The organism is Asticcacaulis solisilvae, from assembly GCF_052327315.1.
Lineage (GTDB): Bacteria > Pseudomonadota > Alphaproteobacteria > Caulobacterales > Caulobacteraceae > Asticcacaulis > Asticcacaulis solisilvae_B.
In genome coordinates, this window is the sequence record NZ_CP166197.1 from 318,318 (window position 1) to 339,356 (window position 21,039).

The 21,039-nt window shown below is 63.8% G+C and carries 13 protein-coding genes; 3 read left to right on the top strand and 10 right to left on the bottom strand.

The features are described 5' to 3' along the window. Positions 1 to 97: 97 nt before the first annotated feature. Positions 98 to 2,185, bottom strand: coding sequence for an alpha-L-arabinofuranosidase (locus AB8717_RS20530; RefSeq protein ID WP_443751386.1), 2,088 nt, complete (start codon positions 2,183 to 2,185; stop codon positions 98 to 100). Positions 2,186 to 2,245: 60 nt separating this feature from the next. Then, positions 2,246 to 3,880: a carboxylesterase/lipase family protein gene (locus AB8717_RS20535; RefSeq protein ID WP_443751387.1), complete on the bottom strand. Its 1,635-nt coding sequence runs from the start codon at positions 3,878 to 3,880 to the stop codon at positions 2,246 to 2,248. Between the two features lie 320 nt (positions 3,881 to 4,200). On the opposite strand from AB8717_RS20535, the gene AB8717_RS20540 reads away from it, so the two are divergent. Next, positions 4,201 to 7,047 (top strand): TonB-dependent receptor, encoded by a 2,847-nt coding sequence (locus AB8717_RS20540; RefSeq protein ID WP_443751388.1) that lies wholly within the window; start codon positions 4,201 to 4,203, stop codon positions 7,045 to 7,047. Between the two features lie 149 nt (positions 7,048 to 7,196). Here the strand turns inward: AB8717_RS20540 and AB8717_RS20545 are convergent, their stop codons facing one another. The 6 genes from AB8717_RS20545 to AB8717_RS20570 are packed head-to-tail and all read right to left on the bottom strand — an operon-like array spanning position 7,197 to position 13,462. Continuing rightward, positions 7,197 to 8,696, bottom strand: coding sequence for a tryptophan halogenase family protein (locus AB8717_RS20545; protein ID WP_443751389.1), 1,500 nt, complete (start codon positions 8,694 to 8,696; stop codon positions 7,197 to 7,199). Positions 8,697 to 8,702: 6 nt separating this feature from the next. Then, positions 8,703 to 9,689 (bottom strand): cupin-like domain-containing protein, encoded by a 987-nt coding sequence (locus AB8717_RS20550; RefSeq protein ID WP_443751390.1) that lies wholly within the window; start codon positions 9,687 to 9,689, stop codon positions 8,703 to 8,705. Between the two features lie 11 nt (positions 9,690 to 9,700). Then, positions 9,701 to 10,396, bottom strand: coding sequence for a SapC family protein (locus tag AB8717_RS20555; RefSeq protein WP_443751391.1), 696 nt, complete (start codon positions 10,394 to 10,396; stop codon positions 9,701 to 9,703). 19 nt (positions 10,397 to 10,415) lie between these two features. Further along, positions 10,416 to 11,963, bottom strand: a complete 1,548-nt coding sequence (locus AB8717_RS20560; protein ID WP_443751392.1) for a tryptophan halogenase family protein — start codon at positions 11,961 to 11,963, stop codon at positions 10,416 to 10,418. Then, positions 11,960 to 12,943, bottom strand: a complete 984-nt coding sequence (locus AB8717_RS20565; RefSeq protein WP_443751393.1) for a FecR family protein — start codon at positions 12,941 to 12,943, stop codon at positions 11,960 to 11,962. The genes AB8717_RS20560 and AB8717_RS20565 overlap by 4 nt, the downstream gene beginning before the upstream one ends. A gap of 3 nt (positions 12,944 to 12,946) precedes the next feature. Continuing rightward, the gene (locus AB8717_RS20570) at positions 12,947 to 13,462 is read right to left on the bottom strand and encodes an RNA polymerase sigma factor (RefSeq protein WP_443751394.1); all 516 of its coding nucleotides are present in this window, start codon (positions 13,460 to 13,462) and stop codon (positions 12,947 to 12,949) included. A gap of 378 nt (positions 13,463 to 13,840) precedes the next feature. On the opposite strand from AB8717_RS20570, the gene AB8717_RS20575 reads away from it, so the two are divergent. After that, entirely contained in the window at positions 13,841 to 16,858 is a 3,018-nt protein-coding gene (locus AB8717_RS20575) for a TonB-dependent receptor (protein WP_443751395.1), read from the top strand. Positions 16,859 to 17,015: 157 nt separating this feature from the next. Here the strand turns inward: AB8717_RS20575 and AB8717_RS20580 are convergent, their stop codons facing one another. Further along, entirely contained in the window at positions 17,016 to 18,077 is a 1,062-nt protein-coding gene (locus tag AB8717_RS20580) for an alpha/beta hydrolase (RefSeq protein ID WP_443751396.1), read from the bottom strand. 154 nt (positions 18,078 to 18,231) lie between these two features. Between AB8717_RS20580 and AB8717_RS20585 the strand changes: the two genes are divergently transcribed. Next, positions 18,232 to 18,726: a DUF3237 domain-containing protein gene (locus AB8717_RS20585; RefSeq protein WP_443751397.1), complete on the top strand. Its 495-nt coding sequence runs from the start codon at positions 18,232 to 18,234 to the stop codon at positions 18,724 to 18,726. On the opposite strand, the gene AB8717_RS20590 is transcribed toward AB8717_RS20585, so the two are convergent. Beyond that, positions 18,711 to 21,035 carry a glycoside hydrolase family 31 protein gene (locus tag AB8717_RS20590; RefSeq protein ID WP_443751398.1) on the bottom strand — a complete coding sequence of 775 codons (2,325 nt, stop codon included), beginning with the start codon at positions 21,033 to 21,035 and terminating at the stop codon, positions 18,711 to 18,713. The two genes, AB8717_RS20585 and AB8717_RS20590, sit on opposite strands and share 16 nt — an antisense overlap. Positions 21,036 to 21,039 lie beyond the last annotated feature (4 nt).

The following is a 21,039-nucleotide window of genomic DNA, read 5'->3' on the forward strand; positions in this document are numbered from 1 at the left end:
GTGAATTTTATGCCGGCCGTCTGGTCGGATTGTTCGTTCGCCGCCGCCTGAGACATCGTCGTTCTCAATTTCGAGGCATAGCGCCCTACCCGATTGTCTAAACGTTAACGGTTCGGAATTCGAACAGTTCGACGCTGATCGGCGCCAAAGACACTGTGCCGACACGCGGATTGAAGGTGCGCGCCTCGATGCCGACCTGCGGTGCGGCGCCTACGCGGTTCTGCGCATCAAGGTTCGGCCCGGTAAGCCGCCAGGACCGGCCGCTGCGGCCTGACTTGAAGCCCTGGACGTCGAGCTTCAGACTCTGCGGCTGCTCGGTGGCATTGACCACGGCGACGATCAGCGCCTTTCGATCTTGCGTCAATGCCGCCGAGACGTCGAGCGGCCAGGTCGCGCTGCCCGTATTGACGCTCGGCTGATCGCCGCCGATCGGATATTTCGGCCCAGGCACCGGCGAATTTCCGCTGACGGCGACCGGGATGACGCCGAAGTGCTGGTTGTAGAGCTGGAACACCCGGCCCTTGGCGCTGATCACCGAGTTGGTGCGGTCGAAATCCATCCACGCCGTCGCCATGGTATAGGCGGCAGCGTCGATGAAATCCGTATGGCGGTAGAATTCGTGCAACGCCATGGCGATTGCAAGCGAGCCCTTGAGGTCGGGCTGGAAATGATAGGCCCACTCATCGAAGAAGACCTTGACCTTGCCGGCCTTGAGGTCCGGGAAATGCGTCTTGTAGGCCTCCCAGCAGTCGGCCATGGTCTGGATGCGCTGCGCCATGGCGCGCGACCATTCGTTGAGCGGCTGCTGGATATCGACCAGCTTGCCGGTCTCCAAGTCGTAATGTTTGTTCTCCGCCGGATAGGCGTGCGTCTGCAGGGCGTCGAAACGCCCCATGCAGTTCTGGAACATGCCGTAGGCCCAGTCGCGGTCCGAGCCGATCTCGACCTTGGGCTGACCGGCGATGAAGATGCCCTGCCCGGTCGTCATCTCGTCGGCGAACCCGCCCGGCGCCGCAATATAGATCGACGGATCGACCGCGCGCATGGCGTCGACGAACAGGTTATGCTTCACATAGTACTGCTCGCGGGCGATATGGCCCATCTGCCAGTGGCCGTACATCTCGTTGCCCACGTCCCAGTACCTGACCTTCCAGGGTTCGGGGTGGCCGTTGGCGGCACGCTTGGCGCCCCACTCCGTGCTGGCGGCACCGTTGACGTATTCGACGATCTCGGCGCCCGAGCGCGGTTCGTCAAACCCGGTACTGATGCACCAGTAAGGCTCGGCATTGATCAGTTGCGCCATGTGCAGCAACTCATCCACGCCGACGTCGTTGGGCTGGACCGCGTGCCACACCGGATCCATGATCGGCAGGCGCTTGTCGGGATCGCCGACCGTGTAGCGCCAGTCGTAGGCCGAGATGAAATTGCCGCCCGGCATCCGCATCAGGTGGCAGTCCATCTCACGCATCAACGCGATCATGTCAGCGCGGAAACCACCGACATTGTCAGCCGGCATCAGCGAAACCGCGCCGACGCGGAAGGTGCCGGTACCCGTACCGGTGATTTCGATGCGGCCGTCCTTGGTGTCGGCACCGCAGGCGAATTTCAGCGGCACGGTCGACCAAGCGCCCGACGCGGGGATGTTCACGCTCAGCCGTTGGTCGGCACCACCGCCCCAGATCAGCGTGGCCGAGACCGACACGCCGGGCTCGGCGGCGATGACGACGCGACCGACATAGTCCTTGCGCGCCAGGGCCAGCTTCGACTGGCCGATGCCGGCAGGGCTGCCCGCCACGTGTACGACGGGGCTATGTGCGCCGACGTAAGCGCCGGCCGTATCCATGGTGACCGTCGCATCGGCGCCCGTCGGATGCCACTTGTTCGACTGGGTGCGCATCGGATTGCCGCCTGCCGGTCCTGGCACCGGCTCGGAATTGACCGGCCAGAAGAACTTACGGTCGTCGAGCACCTCGCTCCACAGGCTGTGGTTGATCAGGTCGCCGATATGCTCGATGAAGCCGCCGTACATGAACGGGTTGATCGGCGCGCCCGTCGTGGCGGCGGCGATCGTCGCGCCCAGCGTCGGGGCAGTCGCCGCCCCCACCGGCAAGGCGGTCATGGCGCCAAGCGTGGCAACCCCCAGAAGCGCGCTGCGGCGGGACATCTTCGGCATTTCGATGGTCATTGCGGTCTCCCAATTGGCCCTGGCGCCTCACCGCGCCGGCCTGTTTTCTTTTTTAAAAGCTTATCCCAGCAGTATACGCCGGACATCGCCCTCAGGGTCGTTTTCCATGCGGGAGCGGTTGTCGAACACCATGGTCTGGCATTTGACCGGGTCGCTGGCGGTCCATTCCAGTCCGGGCTGGCTGGGATTGCCCGTGCGCGCAAACGCCGCCCAGGCGCCGGCCATGCGGCTGGCCAGCACGCGCGCCTCCGGCGTATCGCCGGTGCCTTGCGCGCACAGCCGCGTATTGTCGAAGCAAAAGGCGAGATCCGCCGTATGCCAGGCGCCGGCAACGCCATCGAGCTGCGGCGACTGCCACTGGAAATGATACTGATAGACGGGCGCGGCGCCCTGCTCGTGTTTGAGCTTGACCATGTGCTGCACGCGATTGCGGCTGGCCAGCCCCCCGACCCCGTACGACAGGGTACGGATCGCCTTTTCAGGATGGGCTTTTTTCATCGCATCGACCAGGGCATCGGCCTTGCCGGCGCCAAGCGCCGCGGCCAGTTTTTCCCGCCATTGCGCCTCGGTCGGGTTCTGGCTGAAGCTCATCCCCTCTTCGCTGACATTGCCGAAGATAACGGGTACGTCCTTCGCTGCTTCGGGGGCGGCGTCCTGGAAGGACCGCACGGTAATCAGATGGCCATCCAGCGTCGGCGCCCAGCCGACGCGCGGTACGGCGCCGGCGTCCGGCCCCGGTCCCAGCGGTCCCATGACCCGCGGACCGCTGATGCGGTCGGCGACGCGGTTGCCTGCGGCAAACAGGGTGGCCCAGTCCATTTTTTGCAATGCCGCCATGTCCTTCGGCGCAATGCCGAGGTCCTTCACGACTTCGCGGGCAAACTCTCGTGATTGTTCGGCGCTGGGGATGTTTCCGCCTCCGCCCGATTGGGCGATCGCCCGATGGATCAGGCCCTTGGCGGAGGGCATGCCCAGCAGGGTCGTGACTTTGGAGCCGCCGCCGGACTGACCGTAAATCAGAATGTTGTCGGGATTGCCGCCGAAATTCTGGATGTTTTCGCGAACCCATTGCAGGGCTGCCGTCAGGTCCGTCATGCTGACATTGACCGAGTCCTCGTAGTCCGATCCGCCGACGTCCCTCAGGTCGAGAAAGCCGAGCACGTTCAGCCGATGGTTCACCGAGACCTGGACGACATCATGGACGCGCGCCATGCGGGCGCCGTCGTGCGATGCCAGCTCATAGGACGAGCCGAAGCTGAAGCCGCCGCCGTGAAAATAGACCATGACCGGCCGGTTGCCGCTCAACGCCGGCGTCCAGATGTTGAGCTTCAGCATGTCCTCGCCCTGGAAGCCATCGGTCCACTGCTGAAGAAAGGTATGCTCGATCGCGCGGAAAGTATGAAGGGTTTGCGGGCAGTTGGCACCGTAGGCCAGCGCGGGCCAGGGTTCGTCCCATGGCTTGGGCGGCCTGGCGGGCAGCCAGCGGTTGGCGCCGCCGGTATCGTCGCCATACGGCACCCCCTTGAAGTGAAGCACGTCGTCCTGAACGTAGCCCCGCACGCGCCCGTACCGGGTTTTGGCGATCGCACCGGGCGGTGTCGCGCAGCCGGCATCCTCAACGCCGCCGGGACGCGCCGCGTCAGCATCCGCTCTCCCCGCCAGCCCAAGGCCGAATCCGGCGGCAGACGCGATCAAGGCATGGCGCCGGCTTAGGCCGCGCTGAAAACGATGCTGATTTTCCATGGCATACCCTTTTTATTTTGTCATTGGCCGCCGCGGCCGTGAAGCCCGTGGCATTCCTGTTTTGCCTTAAAAAACGCAGCAGCCGGCAAATCCCTCAGCCGCGTGAACGGAACGCTCACTCCTCGGCTGTTGCAAAAAATCCTCACTCAATGTGAGCGATAACAAATTGTCTGAGTGTTTTTCGACCATGCCCGTTTTTGTCATTGAACGCGGACCTGGACCCTGGGCCCGCGGGACAAAAACAGGGACTTCGAGGGTCGAGGAAACACGCAATGAAACACTCCAAAACGCCCCGCTTCCAAGCGGTGCTCCATCTGGGCGCATCGATTTCCGCCCTGGCTCTGGCTGTGACGGCCAGCGCCGCCATGGCTCAACAGACGCAGGCTTCGGACAGCCAGGTGGTTGTCGTCACCGGCATCCGCGGATCGCTGCAGAAGGCGATGAGCGTCAAGAAGAAGGCCGTCGGCGTCGTCGATGCCATTTCGTCCGAAGACATCGGCAAGTTCCCGGATTCGAACCTCGCCGCCGCCGTGCAGCGCATTCCCGGCGTCACCATCAGCCGCACATCGACCGGCAAGGCGTCGCAGGTCACGATCCGCGGCTTCGGCCCCAGCTTCAACGAAACGCTGCTCGACGGCCGCCAGGCCTCGGCCGGCAACGGCAACCGCAGCTTCGACTTCAGCGGCGTCGGCGCGGACTTCGTCGGCGAAGTGGACGTCCTGAAGACGCCCGACGCCTCGCTGTCGTCCGGCGCCATCGGCGCCACGATCAACATCAAATACCCGAAGCCGATGGACCGTCCCGGCTTCCACTTCGCCGCGACCGCGTCGGCGAACCAGAACGACAAATCGGGCAAGGCTTCGCCGAATGGCGGCGTGCTGATCTCCGACACCTTCGCCGGCGGCAAGTTCGGCGTCCTGGCCGACATCGCCTATTCCGACCTGAAGACGCAAACCAACCACGTGCAGAACCAGGGCTGGGGCGGCTTCCTGCTGGCGCCGTCGCAACTGGCCGGCGCTCCGGCCGGCGCCTCGACGACCGGTTCGATTCCCGCGTGGTTCACGCAAGACTACGGTGTCTTCCAGGAAACCAATGACGAACACCGCGTCGACGGCCGGTTGGTCTTCCAGTGGCGCCCCGACGACAACTGGCTGATCACGCTGAACGACGACTATTCGCGCAACTGGTCGACCGCCCATCAGTACGGCTACGCCATCTGGTTCAACAGCGGCTCGCTGCAGAACGTCACCCAGACGCCCGACGGCACGATTTCGAGCTTCACCCAGGCCAATTCGCCGACCGATATCGACAGCAACACCAACTACACCCATTACCGCAACAACGAGATCGGTCTGAACGTCAAATGGACCGTGAACGACAAGCTGAAGCTGGAATTCGACACGGACAATGCCCAATCCTGGCGCAACCCGAACGGTGAACTCGACGGCATCGGCGGCGACATCGGTTATGGCGGCCCGCTGACCAACAATACCGGCGTCGCCGGCGTCGGTGACGGGACGGTGCCGTACACGACCGAATATGGCCCGAACAACAACCATGCCCGCTTCGGTGATCCGACCATCCTGGGCTCGCACGTCGTCGTCATTACCAGCCAGCGCAACCATGACACCGTCAACCAGACCAAGTTCCTGGGCACCTGGGACGAGGACAACCTGCACCTGAAGTTCGGCGCCCACTATGTCGACGAAACCCAGGACATGGCCAATTACGGCGACTTCGACAACGGCAACTGGCAGTCCTATGCCGGTTACGGCCCGGCCTCGGGCAGCAATGTCGCCAATTCGCCCCTGCCCCACTCCGGCGGCGTGATGATCCCGGCGCAGTACCTCACCGGCTCTTTCAGCACCTCGAACTTCATCCGCGGCTGGGACGGCAACAGCAACCTGCCGGCATCCATCCCGATGTTCGACGGCCTGGGCGTCTTCAACTACCTGCAGAGCGTGGATCCGTCCTGCACCAGCGGCTGCGATCCCCAGAAGAACGGACCGTTCCAGATCGAACTGAGCAGCGGCAGCGTGCAGCGCGTCCAGGAAAAGACCATGGCCGCCTTCATCTCGCTCAATACCGAGCTGCAACTCGCCGGCCGGCCGCTGACCGTCAATCTCGGCGTCCGCGATGAAGACACGCATGTTCTGTCGCAGGGTATCGGCAAGCTGCCCGTCAGCATGACCATCCAACCCCACGACCCGACGGCTTTCGACCTGGCCTACACACCGACCCAGACGCTTTCGGTCAAGAACCACTACCGGTACATGCTGCCGAACATCGACCTGAACTACCAGTTGACCGATACCCTGAAGTTGCGCTTCGACGCCTCGCGCACCCTGACGCGTCCGGGCCTCAGCGCCATGACGCCGGACCTCAATGTCGGCCAGGGCCAGCGCATCAACGCGCTGACCGCCAGCGGCGGGAATCCGACGCTGCTGCCGTACCTGTCGGACAACCTCGATCTGGGCGCCGAGTGGTACTATGACAAGATGTCGTACCTGGCGTTCGACGCCTTCACCAAGGACGTCACCAACTTCATCGTGACCAAGACGGTGACCCAGTCGATCAACGGCACGATCGATCCGACGACCAACAAGCTGGCGCAGTTCGCGCTGTCGACTTCGGTCAACGGACCGTCGGCCCAGGTGCGCGGCGTCGAACTGGCGTGGCAGCATGTGTTCGGCGAGACCGGCTTCGGCCTGCAGGCCAACGCCACCTTCGTCGATACCGACAAGCCTTACGACCCGAACGATCTGACGACTTCGGGCTTCGCGGTCACGGGCCTGGCCAACTCGGCCAACCTGGTCGCCTTCTACGATAAGAAGGGCTTCCAGGCGCGGGTCGCCGTCAACTGGCGCGATGAATATCTCGACCACTTCGGCCAGACGCAGAACGTCTCGCAGTTCGGGACCGAGCCGACCTTCATCAATGCCGGCACCAATGTCGATATCTCCACCAGCTACGACATCAACAAGCACATCACGGTCTATCTGGAAGGCATGAACCTGACTAACCAGACCCTGACATCGCATGGCCGCTTCAAGGACCAGATCCTCGATCTGTACGACTACGGCCAACGTTGGACGCTGGGTGTCCGCTACCACTATTAAAAAGGAAGCCGGGGCTGCATTCCCACAGCCCCGGCGTCCGCCGCGTATATATTCGGGCGCACCCTATTGGCGCCGCTGCTTTCTCCCTGCTGAACACCTTCCCTGGTGCAACTCGAGGCCGTCACCCCTGGCGGCCTCCTTTTTTTGCCCTAAGCGGCGCAGGTCCCGGCGATGAAAGCGGCGTGGTCCGGCATGGCGTCAGCGCAGGCGCGCACGACCTGTCTCAGTTCGCCAAGCGCCTGCGAAATCTGGCCGGGCGCCAGCCGGTCGGCCATGGGGTCGTGGCTGCGCGGCGTTATCCCCTGCCCCATCATCACATAGAGCCAGCTCTGCACCGGAAAAAGCTCCTGGGGTTCGGAGGCAATGCGTCCGTAGCCGCGAAACAGGTCGAGCCTGTCCTTCAGGCTGTCGGGCATGGGCAGGTTGCGGCAATGCCGCCACAACGCGTCACTGCGTTCGGTAAATGCGTAATGCAGCAGCAAAAAGTCGCGGATTCGTTCGTATTCGGCGTTGACGATACAATTGTAGCGCACGGTATCGGCCGGCTCGAAATCGCGGTCGGGAAGATGCGTCAGCAGAAGCGCGATGCCGCGGTGAATGAGATGAATGCTGGTCGATTCCAGCGGCTCGAGAAAGCCGCCGGCCAGGCCAAGCGCGACGCAGTTCTTTTCCCAGGCCCGCTTGCGGCGCCCGGCCGTAAAACGCAGAGCAAGAGGATCGGCAAGAGCACCGCCCTCAAGGTTTGACAGCAGGACGTCGCGCGCCCGCTCGTCCGAGGTGAAGGCGCTGGAATAGACATAGCCGTTGCCGGTGCGGTGTTGCAGCGGGATACGCCACTGCCAGCCGGCTTCGTGTGCCGTGACAGCCGTCAGCGAAGGCGGCTGCGCCAGGCGCGGTGACGGCACGGCCAGCGCCCGGTCGCATGGCAGCCAGTGCGTCCAGTCGTCATATCCGGTCTTCAGCGCATCCTCGATCAGCAGACCGCGAAAGCCGCTGCAGTCGATGAACAGGTCGCCGGCTACCTTTTCGCCACTATCGAGCACGACGTGGTCGATGAAGCCATTGTCGGGTTTCAGCACAGTCTCGACGACCTTGCCTTCGGTACGCACGACGCCGCGCTGTTCGGCATAGGTGCGCAGGTAGCGGGCGAACAGGCCTGCGTCGAAATGCAGGGCATAGGTGATGCCTTCGAGCGGGGAATGCCGTTTGGCGACAGGCCGCATGAACCGGCCCTGCCCGCCAGCCGTCGCCATCAGCGAATAGTCTTCCAGCCGGCCCGGACGCCCGCCCTTCAGCCACCAGGCGTGGAAAGGCACGCCCTCCATGTCGTACCCGGCCTGGCCGAAGGGATGGACGTAGCGCCTGCCGGCCTGCGTCCAGTCGCGAAATTCGATGCCGAGCTTGAAGGTCGCCCTGGTCGCGCGGATCAGTTCGTCTTCGTCTATGCCGAGGCTACGGATGAACTGCATGATCGGCGGGATGGTCGCCTCACCGACGCCGACCGTGCCGATCTGTTCCGACTCGATCAGCCGGATCGCAGTGCCGAGCGGCTTGAGATAGCGGGCCAGGCTCGCGGCCGCCATCCAGCCGGCGGTGCCGCCACCGACGATGACGATGCTGCGAAGCCGGCGGTCCGAAGGCGTGTTCATCGCAGATTAACCGCCGCGCAGGAGATGCATGACGCGGGCGCGCAGTTTGCCGTAATTGGCCTTCAGCGGGCCGAGAAGCCCATGTTGCTCTTCCGGAAGATGCGCCAGGGGGTGGCCGTTCGGGCGAAAGACATAATGGTCGAAAAAGGCGCGCCAGGCGGTGCGCTCGGCTGCCGGCCGTTCGGCAATCGCGATCATGGCCAGCAGCATGGCCGTATAGGGCGCGTCGGGGCCGGCGGCGAATCCGTCCCACCAGTAGTTGACCAGGGCGTTGACCGGCGCCGTCGCCTCGACCTGGTGCCACCACAGCTTGGGCAGATAGAGCGCGTCGCCGGGCTCGAGTTCGGCGACCACGGCCTGGCCGCGTATACGCTCGAACTGGGGGAACCGTGCGGGATCGGCCGGTAGCGACGCTGCCAGGCTGACCGGTTGTCCCGCCATGGTGTTGTCGATCGGGCCGACATAGAGCTTTGTGGTCAACGCCGGAGAATAGAGTGTGAAGCGTCGCTGGCCGGCAATGACGCAGGCCAGGTTGTCGAGCGTGTCGTAGTGCGACGAAACGTTGGAGGCATTGCCAAGCCAGATTCGCCCGCTGCCCGGCGGCACGAACGGCATCGGGTTCTGCGCGCTGAAGCCCGGCAGGAAGTCGTCGGCCGGCACGGACCCGGCATAGACCGTCTTGCCGTCCAGGCCGTTTACGATGGCCTCTACGGCGTCACCGAACCGCATCGGCCGGCGTTCGAAGTTGAAGCCCTTGAGGCCGTCGCCATAGTAGTATTTTCCGGCGATCGCCGCATCGCCGACAAAGGCGTCCATGCGGCCGCCATTGTCGAACGACAGGAGATAGTCGCGAAACGCCTGCGGTGCACGACCGGCGGCCACCGCAGGCCAGTCGGCGACGAGCCCCCGGAGGATCACGGGCTGACAAGGCAGGCATACTTCGCGACGGAAGGCGTCCGCGTCCAGGACACTGCGGCCGATGATCTCGCGCATGCCCCGGCCCATCAGGCTTCGAGCAGTCTCAGATTCTTACGCCGCGCCAGGACCGGCACCTGCTTCAGCGACGCAATCATCAGGTAGATGAGTTGCAGGTATCCCTTGCGGAAAAGGTCGACGACCGCGTCGTCCGGCAGGGCGCGCAAGGCGTCCTGGTCGATGGTGTACAGCCCTTCGGTGATGCGGCGGGTGCCGTCGTCGAAGGCGAGATCCAGGGTCACGGTCTCGACCAGCTTGAGGGCCAGGAGCGTTTCTATGAAGCGCTTCGTCCGCTCCATGCCGGGCTTCAATTCGCGAAACGCGTTCATGATGCCCTGAAGGTAGGCCGTCGGCGTCCCGCCCTCGTCGAACAGAGGTTCGCCCTCGCTCTCGGTGACGCGCGGGCTGTCGAGGTCGATCGCCAGTTCGTCGCCGGCGGCGAAGAAGGGCGCGCGCTGGAGGTTGAGCGGCCGATAGGCGTCGAAGCCCTTCGCTTCGTCGAGGAACAGGTTTTCATGATCGTCGAAGCCGAGCATGGCACCGGCATAGAAGGCGCCAGTCTCGGAGTCCTTCGACAGGAGTATCGGATAATGGACGGCCAGCAGGCCGAATTCGCCGACGACGACGGGCACGAAACGCTCGCCGTCGCCAAGACGCGCCGACGCCTTGGCGCGTACGCGCACGCCTTTATGAGCTTCCGTATTCAGCACGACGATATTGGTCACGGGGCGTTTCTCGCTCTGGTTAAATCGGCTGCAGGCCGTATTCGTGGATCTTGCGGATAAGGTCGCGGTTCTTCGGCAACTGGGTCCGCAGGCGCTGGGTCGCCGCGACATTCTCCGTGATGTGGCGGCGCGCCAGGATTTCGGTAGCGGCATTGTCCTCGGGCAGAACCTCGGTGCGGAAGCCCATGCCGTAGAGCACATACTGATAGCTGGCCGCAGGGAAGACCTCCTCCAGTCGGTCGAACTCGTCGAAATACCAGGGTGACTGATATTTCCACAAATGTAGAAGGTTCTTCAGCCGATCCGGGATCGTGTCGGGATCGACATTGTCACGCCAGAAGGCGGTGTCCGTCCGCTTGGTCAGCACATAGTGCAGCTTCAGGAAATCGATGATCCGGCCCCAGCGATAATGGGTCGTTTCGTTGAAGCGCGCCGCGATGATATCCATGACCTCGCGGCACGCCGGCATCTGTTCGGCGATCAGCTTGGCCGACAGCTCGATCAATACGATAGCCGAGGCCTCGAGCGGTTCGAGGAAGCCGGCCGCCAGGCCGACGGCGACGCAGTTATTTTTCCAGAAGGTTTCGCGGTGGCCCGAGCGGATGGTGATCTTGCGAACCGACAGGCTTTTGATGGCCGGGCCGACATAGCGCGCCAGCTCTTCTTCCGCCTGCTCGTCACTGGTATGGCGGCTGGAATAGACGTGGCCGGTGCCGCGGCGGACCGGCAGGCCGATATCCCATATCCAGCCGGACGATTGCGCCGTCGAGATGGTATGCGAGGCCATGGCGGCGTCTTCCGACGTGTACGGCACCTGCACGGCCAGCGCCCGGTCGCAGAACAGGATATCGCCGCAGTCGCGGAACGGCACGCCGAGCGCGCCGCCCAATAGCAGCGATGAAAAGCCGGTGCAGTCGACGAACAGGTCGCCCGAGATGGTGCCGGCCTGTTTGGTGTCGATGCTGGTGATATCCCCCGTCGTCGCCAGGTTGACGCCGGAGACATCGGCCAGAACGTGCCGTACGCCCAGCTTTTCCGTACAGTGCCGCGTCAGGAAGGGCGCGAACTTGCCGGCGTCGAGATGGTAGGCATAGTTGGCGACCGCCTGGTATTCCGGCGTGGTAATGGTCTTGGGCGCCAGTCCGTCTTCGCACAGTTCTCCCTGCGGGCACACGGCGTCGCAGAAGCTGCGGTCCTGCAATCCATCCAGCCAGTGCGGCGCCAGGTTCACCTGGGCGAAGCCCTGCGGCAGCATGAGCGGATGGTAGTAGAAATCGTCGTCGCGCCCGGTCGTCCATTTGGCGAACCTGGCGCCCTGTTTGAAGGCCACGTCGCATTCGCGGAAGAAGGCGGTTTCCGAAACGCCCATCTTTTCCAGCGTGGAGCGCAGGGTTGGCCAGGTCCCCTCGCCCACCCCGATGATCGGCACATTGGGCGACTCGACGAGCGTCACGCTGAACCTGCCCGCCTTGATCCGGCCCTGGTGGCGCGCCGCGATAATGCCCGCGGTCAGCCAGCCGGCGGTCCCGCCGCCCACGATCACCAGCTTTTCGATCGCGTGCGTCATGCCTGCGGATGTCCCTTGGAACGGACCGTCAGGCCTTGCCCGGAGCGCGAAACCGACAATCCGTAATAGGTTTCGAGCGCGTCGATAAAGGCCTGGGTCTGGCCGGCTAGGAAGCTGCCGCTGATCCGGATGGACCCTGCCTTTGCGTCGCCCAGGATGATCTTGTCGGCGCTGTAGTCGTTCATGCGTTCGGCCACGCGGGCAAGCGGCTCATTGTCGAAGACCAGCCGGCCGGTGCGCCAGGCCTGGGTACCCGTGGCGTCAATGCCGTGGGCCAGGCGAAGGCGCCGCCCGCCGCCGAAGGCGACAAGGTCGCCCGGCGCCAGCTCGAGGCTGTCACCCGCGGTTTCCGCGCGGACCCGCCCCCGGATCAGGGAAACCGTCGTCTCGGCATTGCGCACTTCGACCCAGAAGAGGGTTCCAAGCGCGGTGACGGTTTCGGTCGCCGCGGTGACGACGAAGGGGCGGTCAGCGTCCTTGGCGACGTCGAACAGGACGCGGCCCTTGACGAGGTCGAGCTTGCGTGTCCAGCCGTTGAGTTCGACACGCAGATGCGAATTGGCGTCGAGATCGACGCTGGACCCGTCCGCCAGGGTCTCGCGCCGGCGTTCACCCATGCCGGTCGTGAATTCGTAGGTTTCGGTTCGGCTCTTTTGCCAGACGAAGACACCGGCTCCGGTTGCGGCGGCCGTCCCCACAAGGGCCGCGCCGAACCAGCGGCGCGATACCGGGCGGGACGCCCGGCGCGCCGCCAGCACCGAAGGCGCTCCTGCGGCGTCGCCGAGTATCTCATCGGCGTCCGGCAAGGCGTCCCCAAAGGCTTCCCAGGCGCGCTCGATGGCGTCGAAGGCTTCCGCATGCAGCGGATCGGCGGCAAGCCACTGCGCAAACGCGCCGCGTACCTCAGGCCCGGCTTCATGGCGTCGCGACCACCACAGGGCGGCCTCTTCGTAAAGGGCATCGCGGTCGGATTGAGCCATGGTCTAAGCCTTGTCCCCGGAATGTTTTGCGATCTGGACCAGGCACTTCATAATATACTTCTCAACTGAACTGACAGAAATTCCATAGGCTTGCGCGAGCTCGGCGTACTTCATGCCGTGAACACGGTGGAGCAGGAAGACATCCCGGGTGCGTTTATCGACGCCGTCGAGTAACCGCATGACCGACTGCAGAGCCTGCTTTCCTTCTAAAACGCGTTCCGGCGAAATATCCTCAATGCCGTCGCCCTTCGCGTCAGGGTTCGTCGCGGCGTACATCTGCCTGGACTTCAACCGGCGGTGCCGGTCGTTGACGAGATTGGCCGCCGCGTGGAACAGGAAGGCCTGGGGATTTTCCACCGGCTCGCGGTTCAGGCGCCGGATCAGGCGGAAGAACAGTTCGTTCGTCAGGTCCTCGGCTTCGGTCAGATCCGAGGTCCGCCTGACGAAGAAGCGCGTCAAGGCATCCCTGTACTCCCTGACAAGGTCTTCAACGATTGCGTTCCGATCCTGAACCGACATGTCCCTGTGCCAGGCCCTTGTAAGCGGGCCCATCTTATTGGAGTTTGGTTTCGCAATTGCGGATGTAGCGACTTTCGGCGAAATCCTCAGTCTATTGCACGTCCGTAAAGCTGTGACCGATAATTGAAAACGCACAAGGCGGCGTTTCCCTCATCGCCGGAGGACTTTTTTTTCAAAAAAATGCCATAGCCCGGCCATTCCATCGGCAAACCATTGCAAACACACGGTTTCACTGGCGGAAACGTTATATTTTCGCAACAAAGCCAAGGACATCGGCACCGGCACGGCGACAAAGATGCTGCGAAATCGCAGAACATCGTCATAATGCACCTGGGTGCAAATACCCCGACAAAACAAAAAACAGGGTAGAGAACGGGAATGAGGCGAAGGACGGACCGGAACTGGTCCTGGCTTGGCGTGTGCGCGCCGGTGTTCGCCTTGGCTGCGACACCCGTTGCCGCGTCCGAGCAGGCCTTCCGCTTCAACTTGCCGGCCGCGCCCCTGGCAGACTCGCTCAATGGTTTCAGCGTTCAGAGCGGGACCCAGGTCCTGTTTGCGCCCGATCTCACCGCCGGACGGAGAAGCCCTGCGATAGCCGGGATGATGCCGCGCGAGGCAGCGCTTGAACAGCTCCTGGCCGGTACGGACCTTACCTTCCGGCTTACGCAGCAGAACGTTTTCCTCGTCGTCCGCAAGCCAGCAGCGCCTGTCGTCACGGCGCCGGCCGCGCCGCCGGCCGTGGTCACGGTCTTTGGCCTCAGGCAGAAGCTGATTTCGTCGATCGCGCGCAAACGCTCGGCGGACCATGTGGTGGACACCATCGTCGCCGACGATGTCGGCAAGTTTCCGGACGCCAACCTCGCGGAATCGCTTCAGCGCGTTCCCGGTGTCTCGATCAGCCGGTCGCACGGCGAAGGCTACCAGGTGACGGTGCGCGGCTTTGGACCGGAATTCAACACGGTGCTGATGGACGGCGACCTGATGCCGTCGCGCAATACCGGCCGCGAATTCAACTTCAACGACCTGTCGGCTGACTTCATCGGCGCCGTCGACGTCTACAAGACGACGGCGCTCGACATGCCGTCCGGCGGGATCGGCGCCACGATCGACATCCGGCTGCCGCAACCCTTCGACTATCCGGGCAATCGCGCCGCCTTCACGCTTGCCGCCACGGTCGACAGCGGCACGTCGGCGCACGCCGAACCGGTTGCCGGCGGTCTGGTCAGCGAAAAATTCCTTGGCGGTAAACTCGGCATTCTCGCCTCCTTCAGCCGCCAGTCCTTTACGACGCACGAAAACAGTGTCGCTATTTCCGCATGGAAGCGCGATACGGTCTACGCGCCGGGCGTCGTCGACGACGGCCTGAATACGACCGGCCACATCTATACGCCGCAAAGCTGGCTTATGAGCATGCAGGACGTCCGCCGTACCCGCACCAATGGCCGCCTGGTCGTACAGTACCGTCCCGACGACCGCCTGGAGATCGGCGGACACATACAGTATTCCGACCTGTTCGACGCCATAGACACCGCGTCGCTGGGGACCTGGTTCACCACGAACGATCCGACGACGGCCAACGTCCGCACCAATGCCAACGGGACGGTCGTCGACTATTACCAGCTCAATGCCATGGACGTGGACGCCGCCCGTGACCGGACGCGCACGGTCAACCTGTCGACCGGCGCCAACCTGTCGTGGCACGCGCAGCCTGGCCTCACTCTGACGGTGTCGGCCAACAGCGCTTCGTCCGTGCAGAACCCGCACGGCGAAATCGAGATGAATTCCGCCGATGTCGGCTACGCGAACCAGTCGCAATTCGTTCTCGGCCAGGGCCACGACGCCCTGCCCTACATCCTGCGCTACAATGAGCGCCTTCCCGGCCGCGTCCAGAACGGAGGGCCGCCGGGCAACGGCAACGATTATCTCGACCCGTCGATGATGCGGCCGCACATCCTGCCGCGTCAGGCCGACAACATCCACGATACGATCAACCAGTTGCGCCTGCACGTCGAGTGGAAGCGTAACGGCTGGCGCATGCGATCCGGACTGGACCTTACTCAGCGCCTGAAGAATGTGCGTCAGGTCAACGATGTCTCGGTGATGTGCCTCTATTGCGGCTACCCGGCAACGCCGGACCTGCCTGACAGCCTGTTCACCGACCAGATTACGCGGCCGTCCGATTTCATCAACGGATTTGCCAATGCCGCCCTGCTGCCGCCGCGGCTTATCCGCTACGACGTCGACGCCGTTGCGCGGGTGTACGAGCAGGCGTCAGGGCAATCGCTTCAACCGGTCGACGCGCTCAGCAGCTACCGCGTCCGCGAACAGACCACAGCCGGCTTCATCGAGGCGCGCAACCGCGCGGAGGTGTTCGGGATGCCGCTTACCACGACGGGCGGCCTGCGTTACGAGGCCACGCATCTCGCATCCTACGGGACCGAGCAGTCCCTGGTGGGCCTGACCTATGTCGATCTGACCCTCGAAAATTCCGTCTATGGTCCCGAAGTGGCGAAGCAGGCCCGGAACCACTTCGCCTACTGGCTCCCGGCCGTCGATTTCCGGCTCGACCTGTCCGACGCGGTGACCACGCGGCTCGGGCTGTCGCGGACCCTGACGCGGCCGCCCGTCTCGTCGCTCAACCCGACGCGCAGCATCACCTTCACCCGCCCCGGCAATTTCGCCGCGCAGGAAGGGAATCCCTACCTGCGGCCTTATCTTTCCGACAATCTCGACCTGACCGTCGAATGGTACTATTCGCGGTCGTCCTACGTGTCGCTGAACCTGTTCCACAAGCACGTAGACGACTTCATCGCCACCAACACCTATGTCGCGCCGATCAACGGCGTGCTCGATCCGTCGACGGGCAGCGACTTCACCCGCCCCGACGCCGGCGACACATCCGCCAACTTCGTGATCAGCCGCCCGGAGAATGGCGGCAGCGCCAACGTCACGGGTGAAGAACTTGCCTTCCAGCACCTTCTCGGCGGCAGTGGCTTCGGTCTTGCGGGCAACATCACCCTGGTCGGCACGGACAAGCCGTTCGACGTCCGTCGCGTGGACCAGACCATGGCGGTCGCGGGCCTCAGCAATTCCGCCAACCTCGTCCTCTATTACGAGCGTGGGCCGTGGCAGGCGCGAGCAGCGCTGAACTGGCGCGACAGCTATCTGTCACAGATCGGGCAGAGCCAGGATGCGTACGAGCCTACCTTCGTCAATGCCCATACCCAGCTCGACGCCACCTTCAGCTACCAGGTGACGAAATCCGCCGAGCTTTATGGCTATGCCACCAATCTGCTCGGCGAACCCCTTTCGACGCATGGCCGCTTCAAGGAACAGTTCCTCAGCGCCACGTCCAGCGAGACCCGGCTGGCGGCTGGGATTCGCCTGCACTTTTAAGGAAAAATGTTAGCGCTAACGCCAGAGCGCAATGTGCCCCAAAAAGTGTGACGTCTTTTTTGGGGGCACATTGCGCGACAAAACAAAAATCAGAGCGCAATGTCCCCAAAAAGTGTGACGCCCTTTTTGGCACATTGCGCGACAAAACAGCAGCCTGCTAATGGAACTTCAGCACCTTGCCGAAAAACGGCAGCACGTGGTTCTGGAAGCGGTCGGCGACGGCGCTGGTATGCGTCCCGCTGTACAGTTCGAAGCTGTTCTTGACGCCGAAATCGTCCATGCGCACGTGCAGAGCCTCGGCGTCGGTTTTCAGCCCGTCCTGGTCGCCGACGTCGATGGCGATCGCTTGGTATTGCCTGAGATTGAAAACGTACTGGTCGACCATCGACAGCGGCGTATTGGCCGCCCAGCGCGCCAGCACCGATTTATCGACCACGCCCTTGTCGGTCGGCAGGTCGAGATAGAGCGGCGGCTTTTTCGGGTTGGGCGACCAGGCGGCCGCGGCGGCGAAAGTCGCCCGCGAAAAGAAGTCAAGCTTTGTCGCCTCTTCCGGCGTCTTCGCGGCCTCGAGCGCGGCGGCCATGGCGGGCTGCGGAGCCTCGCGCGCCGACAGGCAGCACGGGCTCATGGCATAGAGTGCGCCAAAGACCTCGGGATGCTTCATGCCGATGCGGATGGTGCCGTATCCGCCCATCGAGTGGCCGGCCAGGCCGCGGCTCAGGCGATTCGGGATCGTACGGTAGTGCGCGTCGATATAGGCGACCAGATCGTGCGCGATGAAGTCCTCGAAGTCGCCCGTCGTCACCGAGTTCGAATACATGGACCCGTTGTGGAGGGTCCGCGAATTAGGCACGACGATGATCATGCCGGGCGTGCCGAGCGCGAAGGCCCCCTCGACCGTCTGCGGCGTCTTGATTTCCTGCGTCCACATCTCGTTGCTGATGGAATAGCCATGCAGGGCGTAGACGACGGGATAGCGCGTCTTCGGGTTCGCGGCGTAATCGGGCGGCAGGTAGACGATGACGTCGCGGTCGGGAGACTCGCCCTCCAGATTGCCCTCGATCGAGACGCTGTGGACCTTGATCTTTTCGACCGTGACGGGCCTGGCGCCGGCGACGGCGGGCGGCGTTATGGTCTGGACCTGCGCGCAAGCCGGTGCCGCGAAAACCAGCAGGACGGCGGCGGTGCACGCCGTCGCGGAGCGGAAATCAAGTGTCATGTGCGTCTCCCTTTTTTCGGACCGATATCTCCGGCCATTTTCCTTAAGACGCAAGAGGCGGCCCTTTCCTCAGACTTTTCCTTGCGAGACTTGTCGCCTCGCGCGTCTTGTAGGTAAGGCCGCGACCACGGCGGCGCTATTCCCGGGAGACTTCATGCTGCGCGCCATCGCTATCGGATTGACGCTTTTCATCGCCACGCCGGCCCCGGCCGAGACGCCGGCCGACGCGCCGAAGCTGACCTTCGCCTTCGAAGAGACGGTGACGCTCGGCACCGGTATGTCGCCCGGCAAGACCATGCTGGGCACGCGCAATATCGTCCCGATCACCGGCGGGACGTTTGAAGGCCCGGGCATCCGCGGCACTCTCGTTCCGGGCGGCTGGGACTGGCAGTTGCAGCGGGCGGACGGCTGCTGGGGGGTGCGTGCCGACTACATGCTGAAGACCGACGACGGCGCGATCATCAATGTCCTGAACCAGGGCGCCCTGTGTCCACCGGAGAACGGCGTGTCGAAACCCGTGCGCACCGTCGCCCTGTTCGAACCGCCGCTCGGCCGCTACCAGTGGCTGGGCCAGTCGGCCATGGTCGGGACGCTTGAGATCCTGAGCGACCGGCCCGCCGTCCGCATCCGTTTCTATCGCGCGGAATAGTTCGCAGCCGAACATCCGGGCAGACTGATCGACACCGGCCTGCCGGCATAGGTAACGGTTTGCGGCATTGCTCCATCAGGTCCGCACCGCACGGTGAAGATCTGCCGCACAGGCATGCCGTCGAATGTCCCCTGGCGCGCGGCGATGTCGAGACGATGCGCGCTGTCCGACCACGTCATACGCACCGTGGCGTGTTGCCCCTGCTGGTAGGCGTAGCCATCGCCGGCGTCGTCATAAAGCTCGTAGACGCCATCGCGTCCGGGATAGACGCGCAGTTCGACCGGGGCGTCCGACCGCGCGTCTGCGTATGGCTTGACGGGGCCGAGCGGCAGGATGCTGCCCGCCCGCACGAAGACCGGAATGGTGGCGATATCCGCGGGCGCGACGACCACCTTGCCCCCGGCCCGCGCCTTCCCGGTCCAGAAGTCGTACCAGGTGTCTCGGCCGGGGAGATAGACGGCGCGGTCGTGTGTATTCGCCTGGACCACTGGCGCCACCAGCAGCGCCTTGCCGAACATATATTCGTCGGCAACATGGAGCGCCGCGGTATCGTCGCGGAAGTCGAACGCCAGCGCGCGCATCAGGGTGCTCTGGTGGTTCGTGACCTCCCACGACGCCGAATAGATGTAGGGCAGCAGCCGGTAACGCAGCCTGTCATAGTCCAGCAGGATTTTTTGTGTCGGCGCGTCGAACGCCCACAGCTCCTTGCCCGCGCCGGTGCCGTGCACGCGGAACATCGGGTTGAAGACGCCGAACTGATACCAGCGTGTGAAGAGTTCGGCATAGGCCGGGTCCTTGGGGTCACCGCCGAAGAAACCGCCGATGTCGGCCGACCAGTAGGGTATGCCGCTGAGGCTGAAATTCAGCGCCGCAGGGACCTGCCGGCGCAACACGTCCCAAGTCCCCATTGTATCGCCGGACCAGGTGATGGCAGCGTTACGCTGCTGGCCGGCATAGGCCGACCGGGTCAGGATGAAGGCGCGCTTGTCCGGCTGATCGCGTACCATGCCGTCGTGGACGGCCGCCGTATGCATCAGCGGATAGGCGTTGTAGACCTCCGCGCCGGGACCGGCCGCCGTCGTGACGCTCCGCATCTCGCCCCAGTCGCCGCCCAGTTCCGCTTCGGAGGCATCCAGCCACCAGCCGTCGAAGCCGAGCGTGCCCAGGTTCCGCATCATCTGGCGCCAATAGAGATCGCGCGCCTTCGGGTTCCAGGCGTCGTACCAACGCCCCTGCCCTGCCGGGTAGACATTGGGGTAGGTCTTCGGAAACAACGCACCGGCGGCATCCAGTTCGGCTGTATTGGCGTTGCCGGGATCGAGGCGCGCCCAGACCGAGACGATCGTGTGCACGTGCTGATCGTGCAAGGCCTTCACCATGGCGGCGGGATCGGGGTAGCGCGCCGGGTCGAAACGGTGGCTACCCCACTGTCCCGGCTGCCAGTATTGCCAGTCCTGGACGACGGCGTCGAATGGGACATTCATCGCCCGGTACTTCGCCGCCACCGCGAGGAGCTCCGCCTGGCTACGGTAACGCTCCTTCGACTGCCACAGGCCCCAGGTCCAGCGCGCCATCATCGGCGCGTCGCCGGTAAGCCAGCGGTAGCCCCTGACGACGTCGTCAAGCTCGGGCCCGTAGATGAAATCGTAATCGACGCCCTGTCCGGCCTCGGAGCGCACGACAAGGGTCGGCTGTGACGGCAGGGCGATATCGACGTCGGTCACCGCCGCATTGTTCCACAGAATGCCGAATCCCTTAGGCGACACAAGCATGGGAACTGCGACGTCGCGATTGGCCTGCTGTAGATGGACCGTCGTTCCGCTGTAGTCCAACAGGCCATTCTGGTGCTGGCCCAGGCCATAGACGATATTCGGGTCGCCGAAGGGCGTGCCGAATTTCTGCGTCACGCCGTGGCCGAGGTCGCGCCCCGCCTCGGCCAGCAAGGGCTTGTCATCAAGGGTCAGGAAGCCGACCGCACCATCCGTCTTCGCAACCTGCACCTTGAACGCCGCAGTGGCCAGCGTCACGGTGTCGGCGGCTTCCGACACCGTAAAGGCAACCGGCTTCGCCGTCGTGATGACGGCCGGATTGTAGTTCCCGGCGTAGTCCTTCGTCCCGAACCGGATATGGGCGATGCGATCGGACATCATTTCGACCGACACGATACCGGCGCCTGTATCGATCCGGATGCCGTGATCGTCACGCATGACCTGGCTGGCCAGCACTTGACCGGCCAGCACTTGGCCGGCCAGTACTTGACCGGCAAGCGCCAATAGCGAGACGCAGGTGAGGATAATGGCTTTCCGCATGTGC